We start from the raw sequence: 16,338 nt of genomic DNA on the forward strand, positions 1-16,338 counted from the left end.
GAGCCTTGTGCGAAGCAAGGGCGCTTTGCTCCAACGCCCCTCCAACACTTCAAAGCATAGCAACGGCCTCAGGGTTTGCCGGAGTTCGACGCTTGCGTTCGTCCGCTTTCCCAACCACCACCCAGGGCGAGGAACAAATCGATCTGGCTCATGGCAACTTGCGTGTTCGCCGTGGCCAGTTGCGCCGTGACGTCGGTGTAGGTGCGCGTCGCTTGCAGGTCCGCCAGGAACGACGCGCGGCCAGCCTGGAAGAAGCGGTGGGTCTGGTCGGCCGCCAGTTTCGCCGATTGCTCGGCATCGGCCAGGGCATCGCGGCGTTGCAGCAGCGCCGAGTACTGGGTCAGGGCGGTCTGGGTTTCGCGAATGGCGTTGAGTACAACGCCGTCGAAGTGCGCCAACACGCCCTGGGTCGTGGCTTCGGCCTCACGGATGCGTGCGCGGGTGCCGTTGGACGGTACGGTCCAGGTCAGCGACGGTCCGAAGCCCCAGCGATTGGTGGAGGGCTCGCCGAGATCACCGAGGATGCCGACGGTGCCGATGGTCGCGCCGATGCTGATGTTCGGGTACAGCTCGCCCGTGGCGATGCCGATACCGGCAGTCGCGGCGGCCAGTCGGCGTTCGGCCTGCCGCACGTCGGGACGACGCTTGAGCAACGCTGCGCCATCGCCCACGGGCACCAGTTGCGCGATTTTCGGCAGTTCGGCGCAGGTCGCGGTGCCCGCCGGTAATTGATCCACCGGTTTGGCCAGCAGCATCGATAAACGGAACAGCCCGGCCTGACGCGCCGCCTCATAACGTGGCATATCGGCACGCAATGACTTGAATTGGGTTTGCGAACGCGTGACCTGGGTTTCGTCGCCGCGTCCGGCGTCGCGCAAGCGCTGGATCAGCGTGGTGCTCTGGGATTGCAGGTCGAGCGAGTGCTGGGCAATCTCCCGCTCTTCGTTGGCCGCGCAGACTTGGGTGTAAGCGCGCACGACATCGGCTACCAAGGTGATGCGTGCGGTATCGGCAGCGGCCTGGGTGGCATCGGCATTGACCTTGGCCGCTTCGATGCCGCGCTGCAGCGTACCGAACAGGTCGAACTGGTACGACGCGGAAATACCGATATCGCCGATGTTGGCCACCGGCACCTTTTCCGGCAACAGGAAGGCTTGGCCGGACTCCTGCAAACGTTCGGCGCCCATTTTCACGCCGCCGCTCCAGCCACCGGCCGCCTCGGCCTCGTCCACTTGCGCACGCGCGCGCAACAGACTGGCCGCCGCCACGCGCAGATCAGTGTTGGAGGCCATGGCCTGCTGCACCAGTTGATCCAGGCGCGGGTCCCGATACAGGCGCCACCAATCGGCAGGCACCGGCGCCGAGACCACCGGCTTGCCCTCCACCGCCAGCTCGCCCTGCAAGTCCTCACGGTGGATGGCCGCCGCCTCCGGCAGGTGATAGTCCGGCCCGACCACCTGACACGCCGACAGCAACAGGCCTAACCCGGCGACCGCCAAACCCGAGGCTTTGCTCATTGCGCCGGCTCCTGGAACTGGTCGTCGATGATCGATACGGTCGCGGTGCGCCCGGCGATCATGCGGAAATCCGCCGGTACGTCATCGAAGGCGATCCGCACCGGAATCCGCTGCGCCAGACGCACCCAGCTGAACGCCGGGTTGACGTTGGGCAAGAGGTTATTGCCGCTGGTGCGGTCGCGGTCTTCGATACCGGCGACGATGCTTTCCACGTGGCCACGCAGGCGCGCGCGGTCACCGATCACCCGGATGTCGACGCTCTGGCCGACATGGATGCCGTCCAGTTTGGTTTCTTCGAAATAGCCGTCGATGTGAAACGAATTACTGTCGACGATGGACAGTACCGGCCGCCCGGCACTGACAAATTCCTGGGTGCGCGGCGCACGATCGTTGACGTAACCGTCCACCGGGCTGCGAATCACCGAGCGGTCGAGGTTGAGCTGGGCACTGTCCACTGCCACCTGGGCTTCCATCAACGCCACTTGGGCGCGGGCGACTTTGGACTGGCTTTCTTCCAGCTGTTCGGCGGGCACCAGATTACCCAGGCCCTTGTTGCGCTTGGCTTCACGCTGGGCCTGGGCCAGGGTTTCCTCGCGGTCGGCGACCGCGGCTTTCGCCTGGCGCAGGGCCAGTTTGAAGCGGTCCTGATCGATGCTGAACAGCACCTGGCCGCGCTTGACCGGCTGGTTGTCGCGCACGTCCACTTGCTGGATCAACCCGGAGACGTCCGGGGCGATCTGCACGATGTCGGCACGGATGTGACCGTCGCGGGTCCAGGGGGCAAACATGTAATACATCACCATGCGCCAGACCACGACTACGGCGAAGCTCACGATCAGCAGAGTCAGGACCACGCGGCCGATGGTCAATAAAGGTTTTTTCATGTCATCAGGTATCGACTGAGTGAGTCCACGACGCCAAGCAGCAAGGCGTAGAGAGCCACGTTAAACAATGCCCGGTGCCAGACCAGACGGTAAAAGTGCAGGCGCGTGAGCACCCCGTGCACCAACAGAAACAACACATAGGTAATGCCCATCAGCACCAGCAGCGTGGGCAGGAACACCCCGCTCAGATCCAGATCACCAATCATAAAGGCGCTCCATCGATGCCATGGGGAAGCGGTTCTTCGAGCTCGGCGGACCCGACAAATTCGACGCCGGGCAACAACGCCAGGCGCAAGCCACTCAAGGCGTGCAACAGATGCAGGCGGGTTTCGTCATCGCCCGCACCGCCAAGCGCGCGACGGGTACGGTCCATGGTCATCAGCAACGGGCTCGGCGCGGGCAAGCGCTCGCCAGCCTTGAGACACGCCTTGAAGTATTCGCCAACCTCGGCCACCACCTGACGCAGCAGCGCGTTCGGCACCCCGTCGATACGCGGCGCGTAGGCGAGCAGATCGAGCATGTTCAACGCCACGCGGACTTCCCGCAGGGCTATGCCGGTGTCCTGGCCGGTCATGGCCAGACGCGGCAAATGCTGCATCAAGCGGTCGAGCATCTGCACGCCCAGGTGCCGGTGCTCGGCCAGCGTGGCGGGCTCGGACAGACCGACAATGTCGCGCCAGCTGAAACGGGTCAGACGCTTGGCCGCCAGCTCGGCGCCGAAGGGCCGGGCGATCAGGGTCCAGACGAATGCAAACAGCAAACCCACGGGGCCGGCCAGATTGGAGTTGGCAAAGCTGAGGAAGTCCGCGTCATACGCGCCCTGAATACTGATGAAGGACGAGGTGTTGACCAGCGTCAGCAACATGCCCAGGTAAAACTGCGGTTTGACCGTCAGGGTACCGACGACGATGAACGGCACGGCGAACGCCAGCACCAGCATTGGGAAATCGTGCAGGTTGGGCAGCACCAGAAACAGGTAAAGGCTGGCGAACAACACCGACATCGCCGTCCAGAAAAAGAACCGGTATATCTGCGGTGCGGGGTCGTCCATCGAGGCGAAGAAACTGCACGCCACCGCCGCCAGAATCACCGCGGCACCGCCGTCGGTCCAGCCCAGCAGAATCCACAGCACCGACGCGACAATGATCGCAGTGACGGTGGACGCCGCTGAATAAAGCATCAGGCCGCGATCCAGAAAGGGCGACAGCCGCCCGAGGCGCCAATGCCGATACACCGCGCGCCAACTGTCCAGGTTTTCGCATTGGATGGCGATTTGCAGACTGCGGCAGTCCTGCCACAGATCAATCCACTCGCCGAGGCGGTACAGCGCGTTGGAGAACAGCAGCTGCTTGCGATCCTGCAGCGCCCCGGCACTGGGTTGCAGGGCTTCGAGCTGGTCTTTCAGCGCCTGCCAACGATGGATGTCCGCGTCCTTGTGTTGCAGCCATTCGCTGGCGGCGCCGAGGAGTGGCGCGAATTTATCCACAAGTTCGGGGGTGCGCCGTTCCAGGGCGTAGAGCGCATCGTCAAGGGCGTCGACTACGGTCAGCAGGTGAATCATCCGCCCGCGCAGTTCCTTGGTATTGCGCACCGTTTGCGGCCGCGCGCCTTCATGGGGCAACTGGCCGATCATCAGTTCCAGACTGTTGAAAGTCGTCACCATCGCCGCACGCAACGCACTGATTTCGCCGGGCTGCACCTGACGACTGAGGAATTGCAGGCTGTAGGTCGAGGCATCGGCAAACCATTTGCTCACCGAATCGTTGAACACCGGGGCCAGCCGCCGCGGCCAGAACATCGCGCCGACGACCGCCGCCACAGCGATACCGAGGAAGATCTCCTCCGTGCGCGCCTCGGCCACGTCCCACACGGCCAACGGGTTATTCACCACCGGCAGGGCGATCAGCGGCAAGGTGTAACCGGCGAGCATCAAGGCGTAGTTGTTGGCGGTGCGCAGGTGCAGGGACAGAAACAGCAGAATCCCGGTCCACAGCGCAATGACCAGCACCAGCACATAGGGGCTCTGGACAAACATCGGCACGAAAAAAACCGCAGCGGCAGCGCCGAGGAAGGTCCCCACAGCGCGGTACAGCGCCTTGGAACTGGTGGGACCGACAAACGGGCTGGAAACGATATACACCGTGGCCATCGCCCAGTAAGGACGCGGCATTTGCATGAGCAAGGCGATGTAGAGCGCGATCATCGAGGCGGCGAACGTGCGCACGCCAAAGAACCAGTCCCGCGCCGGGGGCATGCCGGTAAAAAAGCCGTTCAAGGGTTGACCACCGGAAACGGAACGGCCAACTCAAAGGCCTTCAAGACACGCAACGTGGCTTCCAGATCGCGCTGATCGATGCCCTCAAGCACCTCATTGCGCAGGCGCACCAGTTCAACTTCGACGGCTTGCACCAGTGTCCGGCCGCTGTCGGTAAGGCTCAGGCATTTGGCGCGGCGATCCTGAGCATCCTCGGTACGACAGACGTAGCCGGCATGACACAGCTGATCGAGCAAACGCACCAGGGACGGACTCTCCATCCCTGCCGCCTGCGCCACTGTCACCTGCCGCACACCCTCGCCCAGGCGCCCGATCATCAACAACGGCACGGCACAGGCTTCGGAAATTCCATAGTTGACCAGCGTGCTCTGGCAGATCTTCCGCCAATGCCTGGCGGCCACCACCATGGAGCTGCTGATGTTCATCTGGAGAGCGTCGAGGTTATTCGGCACGGGAGAAAACACACACTGTTAGTTTGCTAACTATCAATATGACATTGGAGAGGTTTTTCCGTCAAGTTTTGAAACAAATTGGTTTCCGACCGTCGCAAGCAGAACGCGATGGACCAGACAACGTACTGATGATGTATATACTTTCTTAGTACCAGATCCAGGAATACTCACCATGTCAAAACAAGCCGTTTTTACAATGAAACTCGAAGCAGATTTGCGCGAACAATTCATGGCCGAAGCAGAAGCCGCTCATCGTCCTGCCTCACAAATCGTCCGGGAAATGATGCGCCAGTTTGTCCAAACGCAACGAGAATCTCGTGAATACGAGGCCTTCTTGCAACGCAAAGTGGACGTCGCCCGCACCTCGATGCACAGCGGCAACGGCCTGACGAATGAGGAAGTGGAAGCAGCGTTCGCCGCCAGGCGTGGGAAGGCAGCCACAGAACAATGAAGATAATCTGGACGCGAGAAGCCGCACAGGATCGTGCAGATATTTGGGACTACCTGTATGCCAGCAACCCGAAAGCGGCCATCGACATGGACAATCGCTTCAGCGATGCGATATCCAGGCTTGCTCAACACCCTGAAAGCGGCCCTGCCGGAATCATTGCAGGCACTCGCGAACTGATCCCACATCAGAGTTATCGCATTGTTTATGAACAGGCAGTGAACGCAATCTGGATTCTGGCTCTGGTTCATACATCCCGTCAGTGGCCGCCAGAGAATTGAACGTCTACAGCCCCCGCCCCTTCCTCAACATCACATCCAGCTGATCCACCACCTCCGCCCAATCGGCATCCTCCAGAATATCGTCGCGCAGAAAATCCGCCTGGCTCTGGGTCCAGAAGAACGCATCCGCCAAATGCAGTTCCGGTTTGAGCGGCGAATGGGTGGCGATGAATTTATCGATGCTTTCGGCGTCGTCGGGCAGGCCGAGTTGTTTGAACAGCGATGGGAGGCTGTGGGTCGGGTTTTCCATGGCTGGCTCCTTGGGGAAGGCTTGAATGGGTGACCGCTGCGCGGTCAATCGCGGGCAAGCCCGCTCCCACAGGTTCAGTGTTGATCACAAATCTGCGGCTCAAATCAATCACTGTGGGAGCGAGGCTTGCCCGCGATGACGGCGGCACTGGCGTCGCGAAACTCAATGACTCAACTCCCGCACCTCGGCATGCGGCACCATTTTCAGGAACTGCGGCATGTCCATGTGCAGCAGGTTGATGTGATTGCCGGCTTCCAGATAGATGTCTTTTTGCCGGGTCAGCAGCGGGTCGATGACCACGTCCAGCCCATAAGCCTCACCCAGAGCAGGCACGGCGCCGCGTTCGCAGTCATCGAACAGGTGCGGCAGATTGCTTTCCCGGGAGACCTGCCATTCGCCGCTGCTGCGGACTTTGCTCAGGTCCAGGTGGCGACTGGCGGGCAACACGGCCATCAGGTAATGACCGTGGTGGTCGTCGAGGATGACCGACTTGGCTACCCGCTCGGCAGGAATGCCCGCGACTCGCGCCGTTTCCAGGCTACTGGCCGAGTGAGGGTGGGTGACGATGTCATATTCGCATTGAGCCTTTTCCAGGCTTCTCTGCACGGTTCTTGCCATACGCATGATGCACCTCGGTGTCCGCAACAACGTCTGGCGGACGATGGTTGACGCTTTTCCACGTAGTGAAAGTCTAGGCCCGCCGGGCCAATCCGGTGGGAAATCCGCCCATTGGACACGTCGACATCTGAACAAAATTCATACAACCAAACGGTCAACTAAACTGTATACAGAACCGCCCACGACTCTCCCGGAGGGTGACGTGAACACGCGCTGTTGCACCGTTGCACTGCTATTGGCGTTGAGCGCATCGGCCTTCGCCGCAGACACTGTCGGGCTACCGGCGACCAACCCCGCCGGCGTCTGGTTGATCACCTTCGGCCTCGCGTTCCTGATCGCCGAGGCGACCCTGCCCAATTACGGCGTGATTGGCCTGGGTGGAATCGTGATGTTCGTGATCGGTGCGCTGATCCTGACCAATGCCGAACTGCCCGCTCCGTTGATGATTGTGTTGGGCCTGATCAGTGCACTGCTGCTGGCGTTCCTGCTGATCCGCGCCCTGAAGACCCGCCCGCGCCATACCATCAGCGGCGATGCCGTGCTGGTCGGCAGTGTGACCCCGATCACCTCATTGCAGGCCGACGATGCCTGCCACGGCTGGGTGCATTTACAGGGCGAATGCTGGCAAGTATCGAGCGCCAAGCCCCTGCAGATCGGGCAAAAGGTACGCGTGGTGTCGCGCAAGGGATTAATGCTGAAAGTGGCCGCGACTGACGCGGTGCCGGCGGGAGAATAGTCATGGGTCTGCAATTGGGTTTTGCCGCGCTGCTGTTACTGCTGATCGCGCTGGCCGGTTCGACCTTCCGCATCCTGCGTGAATACGAACGCGGGGTGGTGTTCCAGCTCGGACGCTTCTGGCAGGTCAAAGGCCCGGGCCTGATTCTGTTGATTCCGGTGGTTCAGCAAATGGTTCGCGTCGACTTGCGCACCGTGGTGCTCGACGTCCCGCCGCAAGACGTGATCACCCGCGACAACGTCTCGGTCAAGGTCAATGCCGTGCTGTACTTCCGCGTGCTCGATCCACAAAAGGCGATTATCCAGGTCGAGGACTTCCTGATGGCCACCAGCCAGTTGGCGCAAACCACCTTGCGCGCGGTGCTGGGCAAGCACGAACTCGACGAGCTGCTGGCCGAGCGCGAACGGCTGAATCTCGATATCCAGCAAGTGCTCGACGCCCAGACCGATGCATGGGGCATCAAAGTGGCCAATGTCGAAATCAAGCACGTGGACCTCAATGAATCGATGATTCGCGCCATTGCCAAACAGGCCGAAGCGGAGCGTGAGCGCCGGGCCAAGGTGATCCACGCCGAAGGCGAATTGCAGGCCTCGGAAAAACTCATGCAGGCCGCTGAAATGCTCGGCCGCCAGCCGGGGGCCATGCAACTGCGCTACATGCAGACGCTCAGCTCGATCGCCGGCGACAAGAGTTCGACCATCGTCTTCCCACTGCCGATCGAGCTGCTCAAGGGCATGGCGGACCTGTCGTCGAAATCTTGAGCACCGTCACTCACCCGCCATGACAAACAACCGTGCCCGAGTGTTCCCGGCAGCGGTCTCGGCGACTTTCTGCCAACCGCCGGGCAGCGGGGCGAATTCGTCGGGTTGATCCGCCGTGCTGATCAACCACACGCGACCGGTTCCCCTGGGCAGTTGACTGAGCTGGTCGAGGTAGATCCTTGGCGCATCACCGTTGACCAGCGTGCCAAAGCCATAATCATTCGGGCGGCTGGATGTTCCGTTGGCCAGGGGCGGGGTGTAGAGCAGCGGTTCCGTATCGGTGCGGTTGTAGTAGACGTAGCTCATGTACCAGAGCATGTCGCTGATGACGATTCGGTCACCGGCCACGTAGTGCTGGTTGACGAACTCGACCATTACACTGGTCTGGTCATTCACATCCACCGTGGCATTGGTTTTCAGCCCGACCAGCTCGGCGCCGACAAACAGCACCAGCAACCCGAGCGCCAATACCCGAAAGCCGCCCAGCAAGCGGTCGATGGCCAGCGCCATGATCAGCGGCAGACCCAACGCATAGGCGTTCAAATAACGCTCGATGAACACCGGCGAAATAAACGAAACCCCATAAACCAGCAACAACGGCAGCACGGTGTAGAGCGCCAGCAGCGCACTCCAGCGATAGCGGCTGCGATCACGCCAGACCGTCAGCAGGATCACGCTCAGCAACAGCACTGGCATCGCGACGAACAGGAGCCGGGGCAAGTTATCCCCATCGTCCTGGATCAGAAAATCCCAGACCATCGACGGCAGGGAGCTGAGGGTGACCGGCGACTCCCAACCCACGTCGCCGCTGGCCTTGAGCTCCTCCATGTGCCGGGTCAAATCGACCAGGCCAGGGATCCACGGAGCAAACAGCACCACAATGGCCACATTGCTCAGCCACCAGGCCGGGCGAGTGATGTAATGGGAGGGTTGGTCCGGGTTCAGGCGCAGCACCAGCAAGTACGCCCAATGGACGAGCACACAGAGCGCGGTGAAATAGTGGGTGTAGAACGCGGTGGCCATCAGCAACGCGTAGATCACCAATGCATGGGTGTGGCGAGGCTGCCTGACCCAATGCACCAGCGCAATGGTGGCGCCGAGCAGCCACACCCCCAGCCACGAATACATCCGCACTTCCTGGCTGTAACGCACCGCCGTGGGCAGCAGCGCCAGCATCAACCCGGCCAGCAGCGCCGCGCGCGGATTGGCGATCAGGCGGACCAGCCACATGCCCAGCATGACCGACGCCACACCCGGCAGCGCGCTCAAACTGCGTATCGAAAAAATGCCATCGCCAAACAGCCCGATCCAGCCGTGCAGCATCATGAAATACATCGGCGGATGGACGTCATGGGCGGCATGGGCCCAGATGCCGTCCAGGGTGTAGCGGCTCATCAACAGGCTGGAACCTTCATCGCCCCAAATCGCGGCATCGGTCAGGCCATAAAACCGCGTCACGATAGCCAGCACCAGGATCAACAAACCGCCGCCATACCAAAGCATTCGCTGCCTTGAGTCGGACACTGCCAAATTCTCGGGCGCTGGCCGGGATTTGACCAACCGCTCTTTTCTTTGCGCCTCCACTACCACTCTGTTCACCTGCACTGCCGAAACGTTCCGCTCACTTTAGGCTAATGTCAGTCGCCACGGCCAGCGGATACACCGACGCTACCGGCCATCCCTTCCATATACCGCTGTCGCGTCGTCCGCAGGGCGTTCTGATTCTGACGAACGGCGTCGGCCAGGCTGTCGATACCGGGCGCTCCAGCCAAGCAGGATGTGAGCCACCAAGACCTAGCAGTTCTGATAGTTCTCAATCGTGAGCGCCGCGAGTAGAACTAAACGCCAACATGGCCCTGGCGGAATTCGCTGTATGACTCAAGCAAAAACCATTCGGCAACGCGTGATACTGCTGGCCACCAACAGCAGCCAATCGATCATTGTCGAAAGCGTCGAGGGCAAGATCAACAACATCGGTTACACCGCCTACGGCGAACAGTCCGCGCAGCAGGACGTCGCGACGGCGATGGGTTTCAACGGCCAATTACGCGAAGCCCGGCTCGGCTGGTATTTGCCGGGCAACGGCTACCGCGCCTACAACACGCGATTGATGCGTTTTCACAGTCCGGACAGTTGGAGCCCGTTTGGGCGGGGCGGGTTGAATGCGTATATGTATTGCGTGGGGGATCCGGTGAATCGGGTGGATCCGACGGGGCATATGTGGGATGCCATCAAGCTTTTTGTTCGGGAGAACTTTAGATACCGAACACCCCAAACACTCGCCATTGCCAACGCCAGGGCAATCGCAAGACAGGAAGCCATTTCGCCCCTTAGTCGGAGCTCCCGTTCAGTGGAACCGTTGAAACCGAGTCGCCAGTCTGACGCTGTGTCTGCGATAGGCGGCTATATCATGGGAGCCCCTGGCGCTAGAAATCCCACTCCGTCGCCAGGCGGTGATCTCGCGCCCCAGAACATAAAAGGATGGGAGCGCCCACTTCCCGGCCAAGGCAATTCTTGGAAAGTGAGCTCCACAGCGCAGCAATCTCATTCGCCGGGAGCGCGTCGCGGGGGCGGAAGCCCTTCTGCAGGACCGACTAGACCGATGCCTCCCCCAACGTATGAGGAGGCAACATCCATGAATAAGTTCTGGGACAATAATTCTGTTGCTGCAGCGATGCAGCCTCCCGTCTTTGAGGTATACAAAATGACTGTAAGCCGTACGGACAATTTGGCAACTGCTGCCCCCTACCAAATGCCTGCAGGAGCGCACCCACCTCAACCGGCACCTTTGGTGAGGGAACATGATCGGCTTGTTCAGCAGCTTGCCGAGCTAAACAATATGCAACGGGACGTGATTCGAGAAAGAGCCAACAACATTAGATGTAGGATCCTTTGAAACTGTTACGGCACTGCGGGTCCCCCTCTATACAGCGCTTCGACTGTCTGCTCGAAAGCGGGCAAGATCTCACCGCACAATCCCCCACCGCTTCACCGTCACCCGCTCCAGCGAATCAAACACCAGATTCTCCACCAGCAGCCCAATCAAAATCACCACCGCCAACCCGGCAAACACCTTGTCGGTGTACAGCTCATTGCGATTCTGAAAGATGTACCAGCCCAACCCGCCCTTGCCGCTGGTGGCACCAAACACCAGTTCGGCGGCGATCAGCGTGCGCCAGGCAAACGCCCAGCCGATTTTCAGCCCGGCGAGGATCGACGGCAGTGCGGCGGGAATGAGGATGAACAACACGAAGTGCATGCCCTTGAGACCGTAATTGCGCCCGGCCATGCGCAGGGTTTCCGAGACGCCGAGAAACCCGGCGTAGGTGTTCAGCGCCAGGGCCCAGAGCACCGAATGCACCAGCACGAAAATCAGGCTGTTCTGCCCCAGCCCGAACCACAGCAGGGCCAGCGGCAGCAGTGCAATCGCCGGCAGCGGGTTGAACATCGAGGTCAGGGTGCTGAGCAGGTCACGACCGAACTGGGTCGACACCGCCAAGGTGGTCAGGGCGAACGCCAGGACGATGCCGATCAGGTACCCCTTGACCAGCACCACCAGGGAAATCCACACCTTGCCCAACAACTCGCCACTGAGCAGGCCGTCATACAGCGCGTGGCTGGTTTGCAGAAAACCCGGCAACAGCAAATCGTTGTTCTGATATCGGGCGACGGCTTCCCACAGGACGGCGAGCAGAATCAGGATCAGGCTTTTGCGTAACCAGCCCTGTTGCCACAGGCGCTGGCCCAGCGGTAACTCTCGCTCCAGCGGCACGCTGGTCAGCGGTTGCAGGACGATTTCGAACTCTTCACGCGGGGATGATAAATGGCTCATCGGGCCCTCCTCTCAACTGGCTCAATAAGCGATGCGGATGTCAGCGAAATCCAGCGCGCGCTCGGTTTCCGGCGACTGACCTTCATCAAACAACAATCGATGGATACGCCGCGCCGATTCCTGGAACGCAACGCCGCCAAGGCTGTGCAGATCATATTGATGGCTGTGGACTTCCGCGCGCACCCGCCCCGGATGCGGCGACAACAGCAGGATCCGGTTGCCCACCACCAGCGCCTCTTCGATGGAGTGAGTGACGAACAACAGCGTGAAGCGCACCTCCTCCCAGAGCAGCAGCAACTCTTCCTGCATCTTGCGTCGAGTCAGCGCGTCGAGGGCGGCGAAGGGTTCGTCCATGAGCAGGATTTTCGGCTGCATGGCCAACGCCCGGGCGATGGCGACCCGCGCCTTCATGCCGCCCGACAGGGTATGCGGATAGGCATCGGCAAACGCCGCCAGACCGACCTTCTCCAGGTAGTGCAGCGCCCGCTCTTCCGCCTCTTTGCGCTTGAGGGTTTTGGAGGCCAACAGCGGAAACATCACGTTCTGTTTGACGGTTTTCCACGGCGGCAGTTGATCGAATTCCTGGAACACCACGATCCGGTCCGGCCCCGGCGCATCGACGCGCTGGCCTTGCAACCGGATCTCGCCTTCGACGGGCTGGATGAATCCGGCGGCGGCCTTGAGCAAGGTCGACTTGCCGCAACCGGACGGGCCGAGCAGGACAAAGCGGTCCGCCGGATCGATTTCGAAGCTGACCTGGTGGGTCGCTCGCACCACCCGTTGCGGCGTGCGGTATTCGAGGCTGACCTTGTCGACCGACAGCAGCGCCTGGGCTGCCGCGGCCGGTTTGCTGACCGTGTGGCCTTGCAAAGGGGCGTTCATGTCGGTCAGCTCCCTTGCAGCGGTTTGGCGTCCTGGAAGAAATAATCCTTCCATGAATCCGGTTTGTTTTTGATCGCCCCCACGCGGTACAGGAACTCGGCCAGCGGGTAGGTATTTTTCGGCGTGACGCTGAATTCGAACTGCGGGTTGTCGATGATTTTCAACAAGGCCGCACGGTCGATCTTGGCCTTGGTCACGCGGATGTAAGTGTCCGCCGCCGCGCCTTTGTCGTTCTGCGCGAATTGCGCGGCTTCGGTCAACGCCTCAACAAAGGCTTTGTAGGTTTTCGGGTTTTCATTGCGGAATTTCTCGGTGGCGAACAGTACCGTCGGCGAGTTCGGGCCAAGCACGTCATAGGAGTTGAGCACGACGTGGACGTTCGGGTTTTCCAGCGCCTGATCCTGGAACGGCGGGTTGGAGAAGTGTCCGGTCAATTCGGTGCCACCGGCGATCAGCGCTGCCGTGGCGTCGGGGTGCGGCACGGCGATGGTGTACTTGTCGAGGCGATTGAATTCCTTGTCACCCCACTGCTTGGCGGCCGCGTATTGCAGGAAGCGCGACTGCACCGACACGCCCACGGCCGGCACCGCGATGCGGTCCTTCTCGGTGAAGTCGGCGATGGTCTTGACCTTCGGATTGTTGCTCACCAGGTAGTACGGAAAGTTGCCCAGCGAGGCCACCGCCTTGACGTTTTGCTTGCCGTGGGTGCGGTCCCAGATGGTCAGCAATGGGCCGACCCCGGCACCGGCAATGTCGATGGAACCGGAGAGCAACGCATCGTTGACCGCCGCACCGCCGGAGAGCTGAGTCCAGTCGACCTTGATGTCGATGCCTTCCTGCTTGCCGTACTTCTCGATCAGGTTTTGGTCGCGCACGACGTTGAGCAACAGATAAACGATGCCGAACTGTTCGGCGATGCGGATCTCACCTTCGGCGTAGGCCACGGTCGGTGCCACCAGGCTACCGGCGATCAGGCTGAAACCCAGGCCGATGGCTGCGGCCAGCGGGGCCAATGAAAGACGTTTGGACATGATCAGATCTCCGACAAATCAGAAAGGCGCGTCGCCCTGGATGGTGGTGCGATACAGCTTGCGGCGCAGATAGCTTGGGCATCCGGCGGCGAGGTGGATCAGCGAACGGTTGTCCCAGAACACCAGATCATGGGCCTGCCATTGATGGCGGTAGATGTTTCGCGGCAACACGCTATGGGCGTAGAGCTCGTCGAGCAGTTGCTTGCTCTCGTCTTCGGGCAAACCAACGATGCGGGTGGTGAAGCCTTCACTGACGAACAGCGCCTTGCGGCCGTTTTCCGGATGGGTACGCACGACGGGGTGAATCACTTCGGCGACCTGGGCCAGTTGCTCCGGGGTCAGGGTCGGGCGCCAGTTGCCTTCGAATTTGGTCTCGCTGTAGCGCGCCGTATAGGAGTGCGCGGCCGAGCGACCTTCGACCGCCTTGCGCAGCGCCTCGGGCAGGTTGTCCCAGGCTTTGTGCATGTCGGCGAACAGCGTGTCGCCGCCTTCCGACGGCAGCTCCTGGGCGTGCAGCATCGAGCCCAGGCTCGGCAGCTCCTTATAGGACAGGTCGGAGTGCCAGAACTTGCCGGCGTCACCGAGGCCGATGTTCTGGCCGTTCTCGACGATGTTGGAAACGATGAGGATTTCCGGGTGACCGGCGAGCAGGAATTGTTTGAGCACATGGATCTGCAACACGCCAAAACGGCGGCTGAAATCGATTTGCTGCCGGGGAGTAATGCGCTGGTCGCGGAACACCACCACGTGATGATCCAGGTGCGCGCGGTGGATGCGGGCGAAGTCCTGATCGTTGACCGGGCGGGACAGATCAAGGCCGATGATTTCGGCACCCACCGCACCGCTGAACGGGCGGATTTCAAAAAATTGTGGCGCGATGCTTGGCGATGCGGATGTTGCAGACATAAATCACTCCCACGCACGGCACGCTCAAGGGCGCGCGCGTCGATCAGAAACACACGGATGTCGTGTTGGTTCGTGTCGTGCGGCGCGCCGATTGGTCGGCAGGTACGCAGGGGAGTGACTTTATAGGTATAAGAAAGCTAATTTAAATACCGTTAAAGAATAACGATATGGCCTTTGGAAATGCGCCATGCCGGTGCAATGCCTTGGCGGGCAATCCCGCTCCCACAAGGTACTGAGTCAGGTCTTCATTTTGTGATCAACCCAAACCCAATGCGGGCGCTGACTTGCCAGCGATGAGGCCATCAGCCTCACCCTTTATTTGGCCCAGTTGATGACTTCACTGTAAGGCGTCTGCAAATCCCGCTCGGGAATCTCCCAGATCACCAGCTTCGGCGGCGTCTGCTTGAAGGCCGGGTTGTCGAAGTAACCATTGGCGCCGCCGGAGAATTCACCTCCGTCCTTGGCGAAGTTGCCAATCGGTGCGCCCAGGGCCTGTTGCAAGAAACCGGCAAAGTTGGAGTTGCGCGAGAACGAAGTGCCGATCAGCGCCACGTTCGGCAAATTGTCATCGCCGAACAGGTCGTCGAGGTTGTCGCCGCCGCTTTGCGCCTGGGCAACCTTCTCGCTGATCCGGGTGGCGGCAACGGTTTCCGCCTGCGGTTGCCAGTTCACCGGCAACCATTCCAGCCCGGCCAGTCGCACCAGGTCGCCAGGGCGGCGGGCCGGGTCCTGGACCTTCACATCGAAGTCTTTGTGCGGGGTCGCGCTGATGCCCATGGCTTGTACGTGTTGGGCCACGGTCTTGGCCGCCGCCGCCGAACCGGTTTCGCTCCAGTGGGTATCGGTGCGCAGATAGGCATCGGCACCCAAGGGTTGCAGGGTCGGCGCAAGATCAATGGCGGCGACACCGGCCTTGTTCAAGCCATCGACCCAATCCACTGCGCGCTGTTGCAATTGCAACGGACGACGCAGGTCGCACAACTGCGCACTGGCGATGCGACTCTTGTCCGGCACCACCGCCACCAGCAACGTAATCCCGCGCTTGGCCAGGCGCTGCTGAACCTCTCGCACCACACCGGCCTTGGTCTCGGCATTGCCTTGAGCGTGACGGTTGATGCGCAGCTCGTCGGTCAGGAACAGCCAGCCCGGGCAGCCGGAACGCACCCGCGGCCCGGTGTCGTGCAGCAGCAACCAACTGGCGCCACGTTCCAGGTCGGCCGCCTGTTCCGGCACCGCAGCCTTCGACAGCTGCTTGGCGACCTTGTGGGTGACCTCGCCATGCAACGCATCATCGAGGGTCAGCCTGGGTGGCAGCATCTCGACTTTGCCGCTCAACAGCAACCAGACGCAGGAGACGAAACCGATCGCCAGAAAAGCCACGAAAAACACACCCGATGCCTTGCTGACAGGGGCAGTCACTTCGCTGGATTGGGCCGGTACATGGGACAAGGAAGTCATGGGCGCG

18 protein-coding genes are annotated in these 16,338 nt (G+C 61.0%); 5 read left to right on the top strand and 13 right to left on the bottom strand.

All coding sequences use genetic code 11. From position 1 onward, the window contains the following. Nucleotides 1-68: 68 nt before the first annotated feature. From ACVWYU_RS07895 to ACVWYU_RS07915, 5 genes are read right to left on the bottom strand one after another with little or no spacing between them, the layout of a single operon-like run. Nucleotides 69-1,517, bottom strand: coding sequence for an efflux transporter outer membrane subunit (locus ACVWYU_RS07895; protein WP_457372371.1), 1,449 nt, complete (start codon nt 1,515-1,517; stop codon nt 69-71). Continuing rightward, on the bottom strand, nt 1,514-2,401 hold the full coding sequence (locus tag ACVWYU_RS07900; RefSeq protein ID WP_457372372.1) for an efflux RND transporter periplasmic adaptor subunit: 888 nt from the start codon (nt 2,399-2,401) through the stop codon (nt 1,514-1,516). The genes ACVWYU_RS07895 and ACVWYU_RS07900 overlap by 4 nt, the downstream gene beginning before the upstream one ends. Beyond that, complete coding sequence (locus ACVWYU_RS07905; protein WP_047536034.1) at nt 2,398-2,607, bottom strand: DUF1656 domain-containing protein; 210 nt, start codon at nt 2,605-2,607, stop codon at nt 2,398-2,400. Before ACVWYU_RS07905 ends, ACVWYU_RS07900 begins: the two co-directional genes overlap by 4 nt. Beyond that, complete coding sequence (locus tag ACVWYU_RS07910; RefSeq protein WP_457372373.1) at nt 2,604-4,676, bottom strand: FUSC family protein; 2,073 nt, start codon at nt 4,674-4,676, stop codon at nt 2,604-2,606. Before ACVWYU_RS07910 ends, ACVWYU_RS07905 begins: the two co-directional genes overlap by 4 nt. Continuing rightward, nucleotides 4,673-5,101, bottom strand: a complete 429-nt coding sequence (locus tag ACVWYU_RS07915) for a MarR family winged helix-turn-helix transcriptional regulator (protein ID WP_090327720.1) — start codon at nt 5,099-5,101, stop codon at nt 4,673-4,675. The genes ACVWYU_RS07910 and ACVWYU_RS07915 overlap by 4 nt, the downstream gene beginning before the upstream one ends. 199 nt (nt 5,102-5,300) lie before the next feature. On the opposite strand from ACVWYU_RS07915, the gene ACVWYU_RS07920 reads away from it, so the two are divergent. Both ACVWYU_RS07920 and ACVWYU_RS07925 read left to right on the top strand, forming a co-directional pair. After that, entirely contained in the window at nt 5,301-5,579 is a 279-nt protein-coding gene (locus ACVWYU_RS07920) for an antitoxin of toxin-antitoxin stability system (protein ID WP_390958027.1), read from the top strand. Continuing rightward, a complete protein-coding gene (locus ACVWYU_RS07925) occupies nt 5,576-5,857 on the top strand; it encodes a type II toxin-antitoxin system RelE/ParE family toxin (RefSeq protein ID WP_457372374.1) in 282 nt (93 codons plus the stop codon). Before ACVWYU_RS07920 ends, ACVWYU_RS07925 begins: the two co-directional genes overlap by 4 nt. 4 nt (nt 5,858-5,861) lie before the next feature. On the opposite strand, the gene ACVWYU_RS07930 is transcribed toward ACVWYU_RS07925, so the two are convergent. Continuing rightward, nucleotides 5,862-6,107 (bottom strand): DUF2789 domain-containing protein, encoded by a 246-nt coding sequence (locus ACVWYU_RS07930; RefSeq protein WP_390958025.1) that lies wholly within the window; start codon nt 6,105-6,107, stop codon nt 5,862-5,864. Nucleotides 6,108-6,269: 162 nt separating this feature from the next. Further along, nucleotides 6,270-6,731, bottom strand: coding sequence for an aminoacyl-tRNA deacylase (locus tag ACVWYU_RS07935; protein WP_047536019.1), 462 nt, complete (start codon nt 6,729-6,731; stop codon nt 6,270-6,272). Nucleotides 6,732-6,927: 196 nt separating this feature from the next. On the opposite strand from ACVWYU_RS07935, the gene ACVWYU_RS07940 reads away from it, so the two are divergent. Both ACVWYU_RS07940 and ACVWYU_RS07945 read left to right on the top strand, forming a co-directional pair. Continuing rightward, nucleotides 6,928-7,461, top strand: coding sequence for an NfeD family protein (locus ACVWYU_RS07940; RefSeq protein ID WP_457372375.1), 534 nt, complete (start codon nt 6,928-6,930; stop codon nt 7,459-7,461). 2 nt (nt 7,462-7,463) lie between these two features. Beyond that, the gene (locus ACVWYU_RS07945) at nt 7,464-8,222 is read left to right on the top strand and encodes a slipin family protein (RefSeq protein ID WP_090327704.1); all 759 of its coding nucleotides are present in this window, start codon (nt 7,464-7,466) and stop codon (nt 8,220-8,222) included. A gap of 6 nt (nt 8,223-8,228) precedes the next feature. Here ACVWYU_RS07945 and ACVWYU_RS07950 read toward each other — a convergent pair whose 3' ends face one another. Further along, nucleotides 8,229-9,725, bottom strand: coding sequence for a glycosyltransferase family 39 protein (locus tag ACVWYU_RS07950; RefSeq protein WP_457372376.1), 1,497 nt, complete (start codon nt 9,723-9,725; stop codon nt 8,229-8,231). A gap of 370 nt (nt 9,726-10,095) precedes the next feature. Between ACVWYU_RS07950 and ACVWYU_RS07955 the strand changes: the two genes are divergently transcribed. Further along, nucleotides 10,096-11,118 (top strand): RHS repeat-associated core domain-containing protein, encoded by a 1,023-nt coding sequence (locus ACVWYU_RS07955; RefSeq protein ID WP_457372377.1) that lies wholly within the window; start codon nt 10,096-10,098, stop codon nt 11,116-11,118. A 69-nt stretch (nt 11,119-11,187) separates the two neighbouring features. Here the strand turns inward: ACVWYU_RS07955 and ACVWYU_RS07960 are convergent, their stop codons facing one another. From ACVWYU_RS07960 to ACVWYU_RS07980, 5 genes are all read right to left on the bottom strand, one after another. Continuing rightward, nucleotides 11,188-12,054 (bottom strand): ABC transporter permease, encoded by an 867-nt coding sequence (locus ACVWYU_RS07960; RefSeq protein ID WP_457372378.1) that lies wholly within the window; start codon nt 12,052-12,054, stop codon nt 11,188-11,190. Nucleotides 12,055-12,075: 21 nt separating this feature from the next. Beyond that, nucleotides 12,076-12,936, bottom strand: a complete 861-nt coding sequence (locus ACVWYU_RS07965) for an ABC transporter ATP-binding protein (protein ID WP_090327694.1) — start codon at nt 12,934-12,936, stop codon at nt 12,076-12,078. A 5-nt stretch (nt 12,937-12,941) separates the two neighbouring features. Beyond that, nucleotides 12,942-13,967 carry an ABC transporter substrate-binding protein gene (locus tag ACVWYU_RS07970; RefSeq protein WP_457372379.1) on the bottom strand — a complete coding sequence of 342 codons (1,026 nt, stop codon included), beginning with the start codon at nt 13,965-13,967 and terminating at the stop codon, nt 12,942-12,944. A gap of 18 nt (nt 13,968-13,985) precedes the next feature. Then, nucleotides 13,986-14,873 carry a TauD/TfdA dioxygenase family protein gene (locus tag ACVWYU_RS07975; protein ID WP_457372380.1) on the bottom strand — a complete coding sequence of 296 codons (888 nt, stop codon included), beginning with the start codon at nt 14,871-14,873 and terminating at the stop codon, nt 13,986-13,988. A gap of 315 nt (nt 14,874-15,188) precedes the next feature. After that, nucleotides 15,189-16,331: an alginate O-acetyltransferase AlgX-related protein gene (locus ACVWYU_RS07980; RefSeq protein WP_457372381.1), complete on the bottom strand. Its 1,143-nt coding sequence runs from the start codon at nt 16,329-16,331 to the stop codon at nt 15,189-15,191. Nucleotides 16,332-16,338: the final 7 nt, after the last annotated feature.

Source organism: Pseudomonas sp. TE12234, assembly GCF_054061835.1.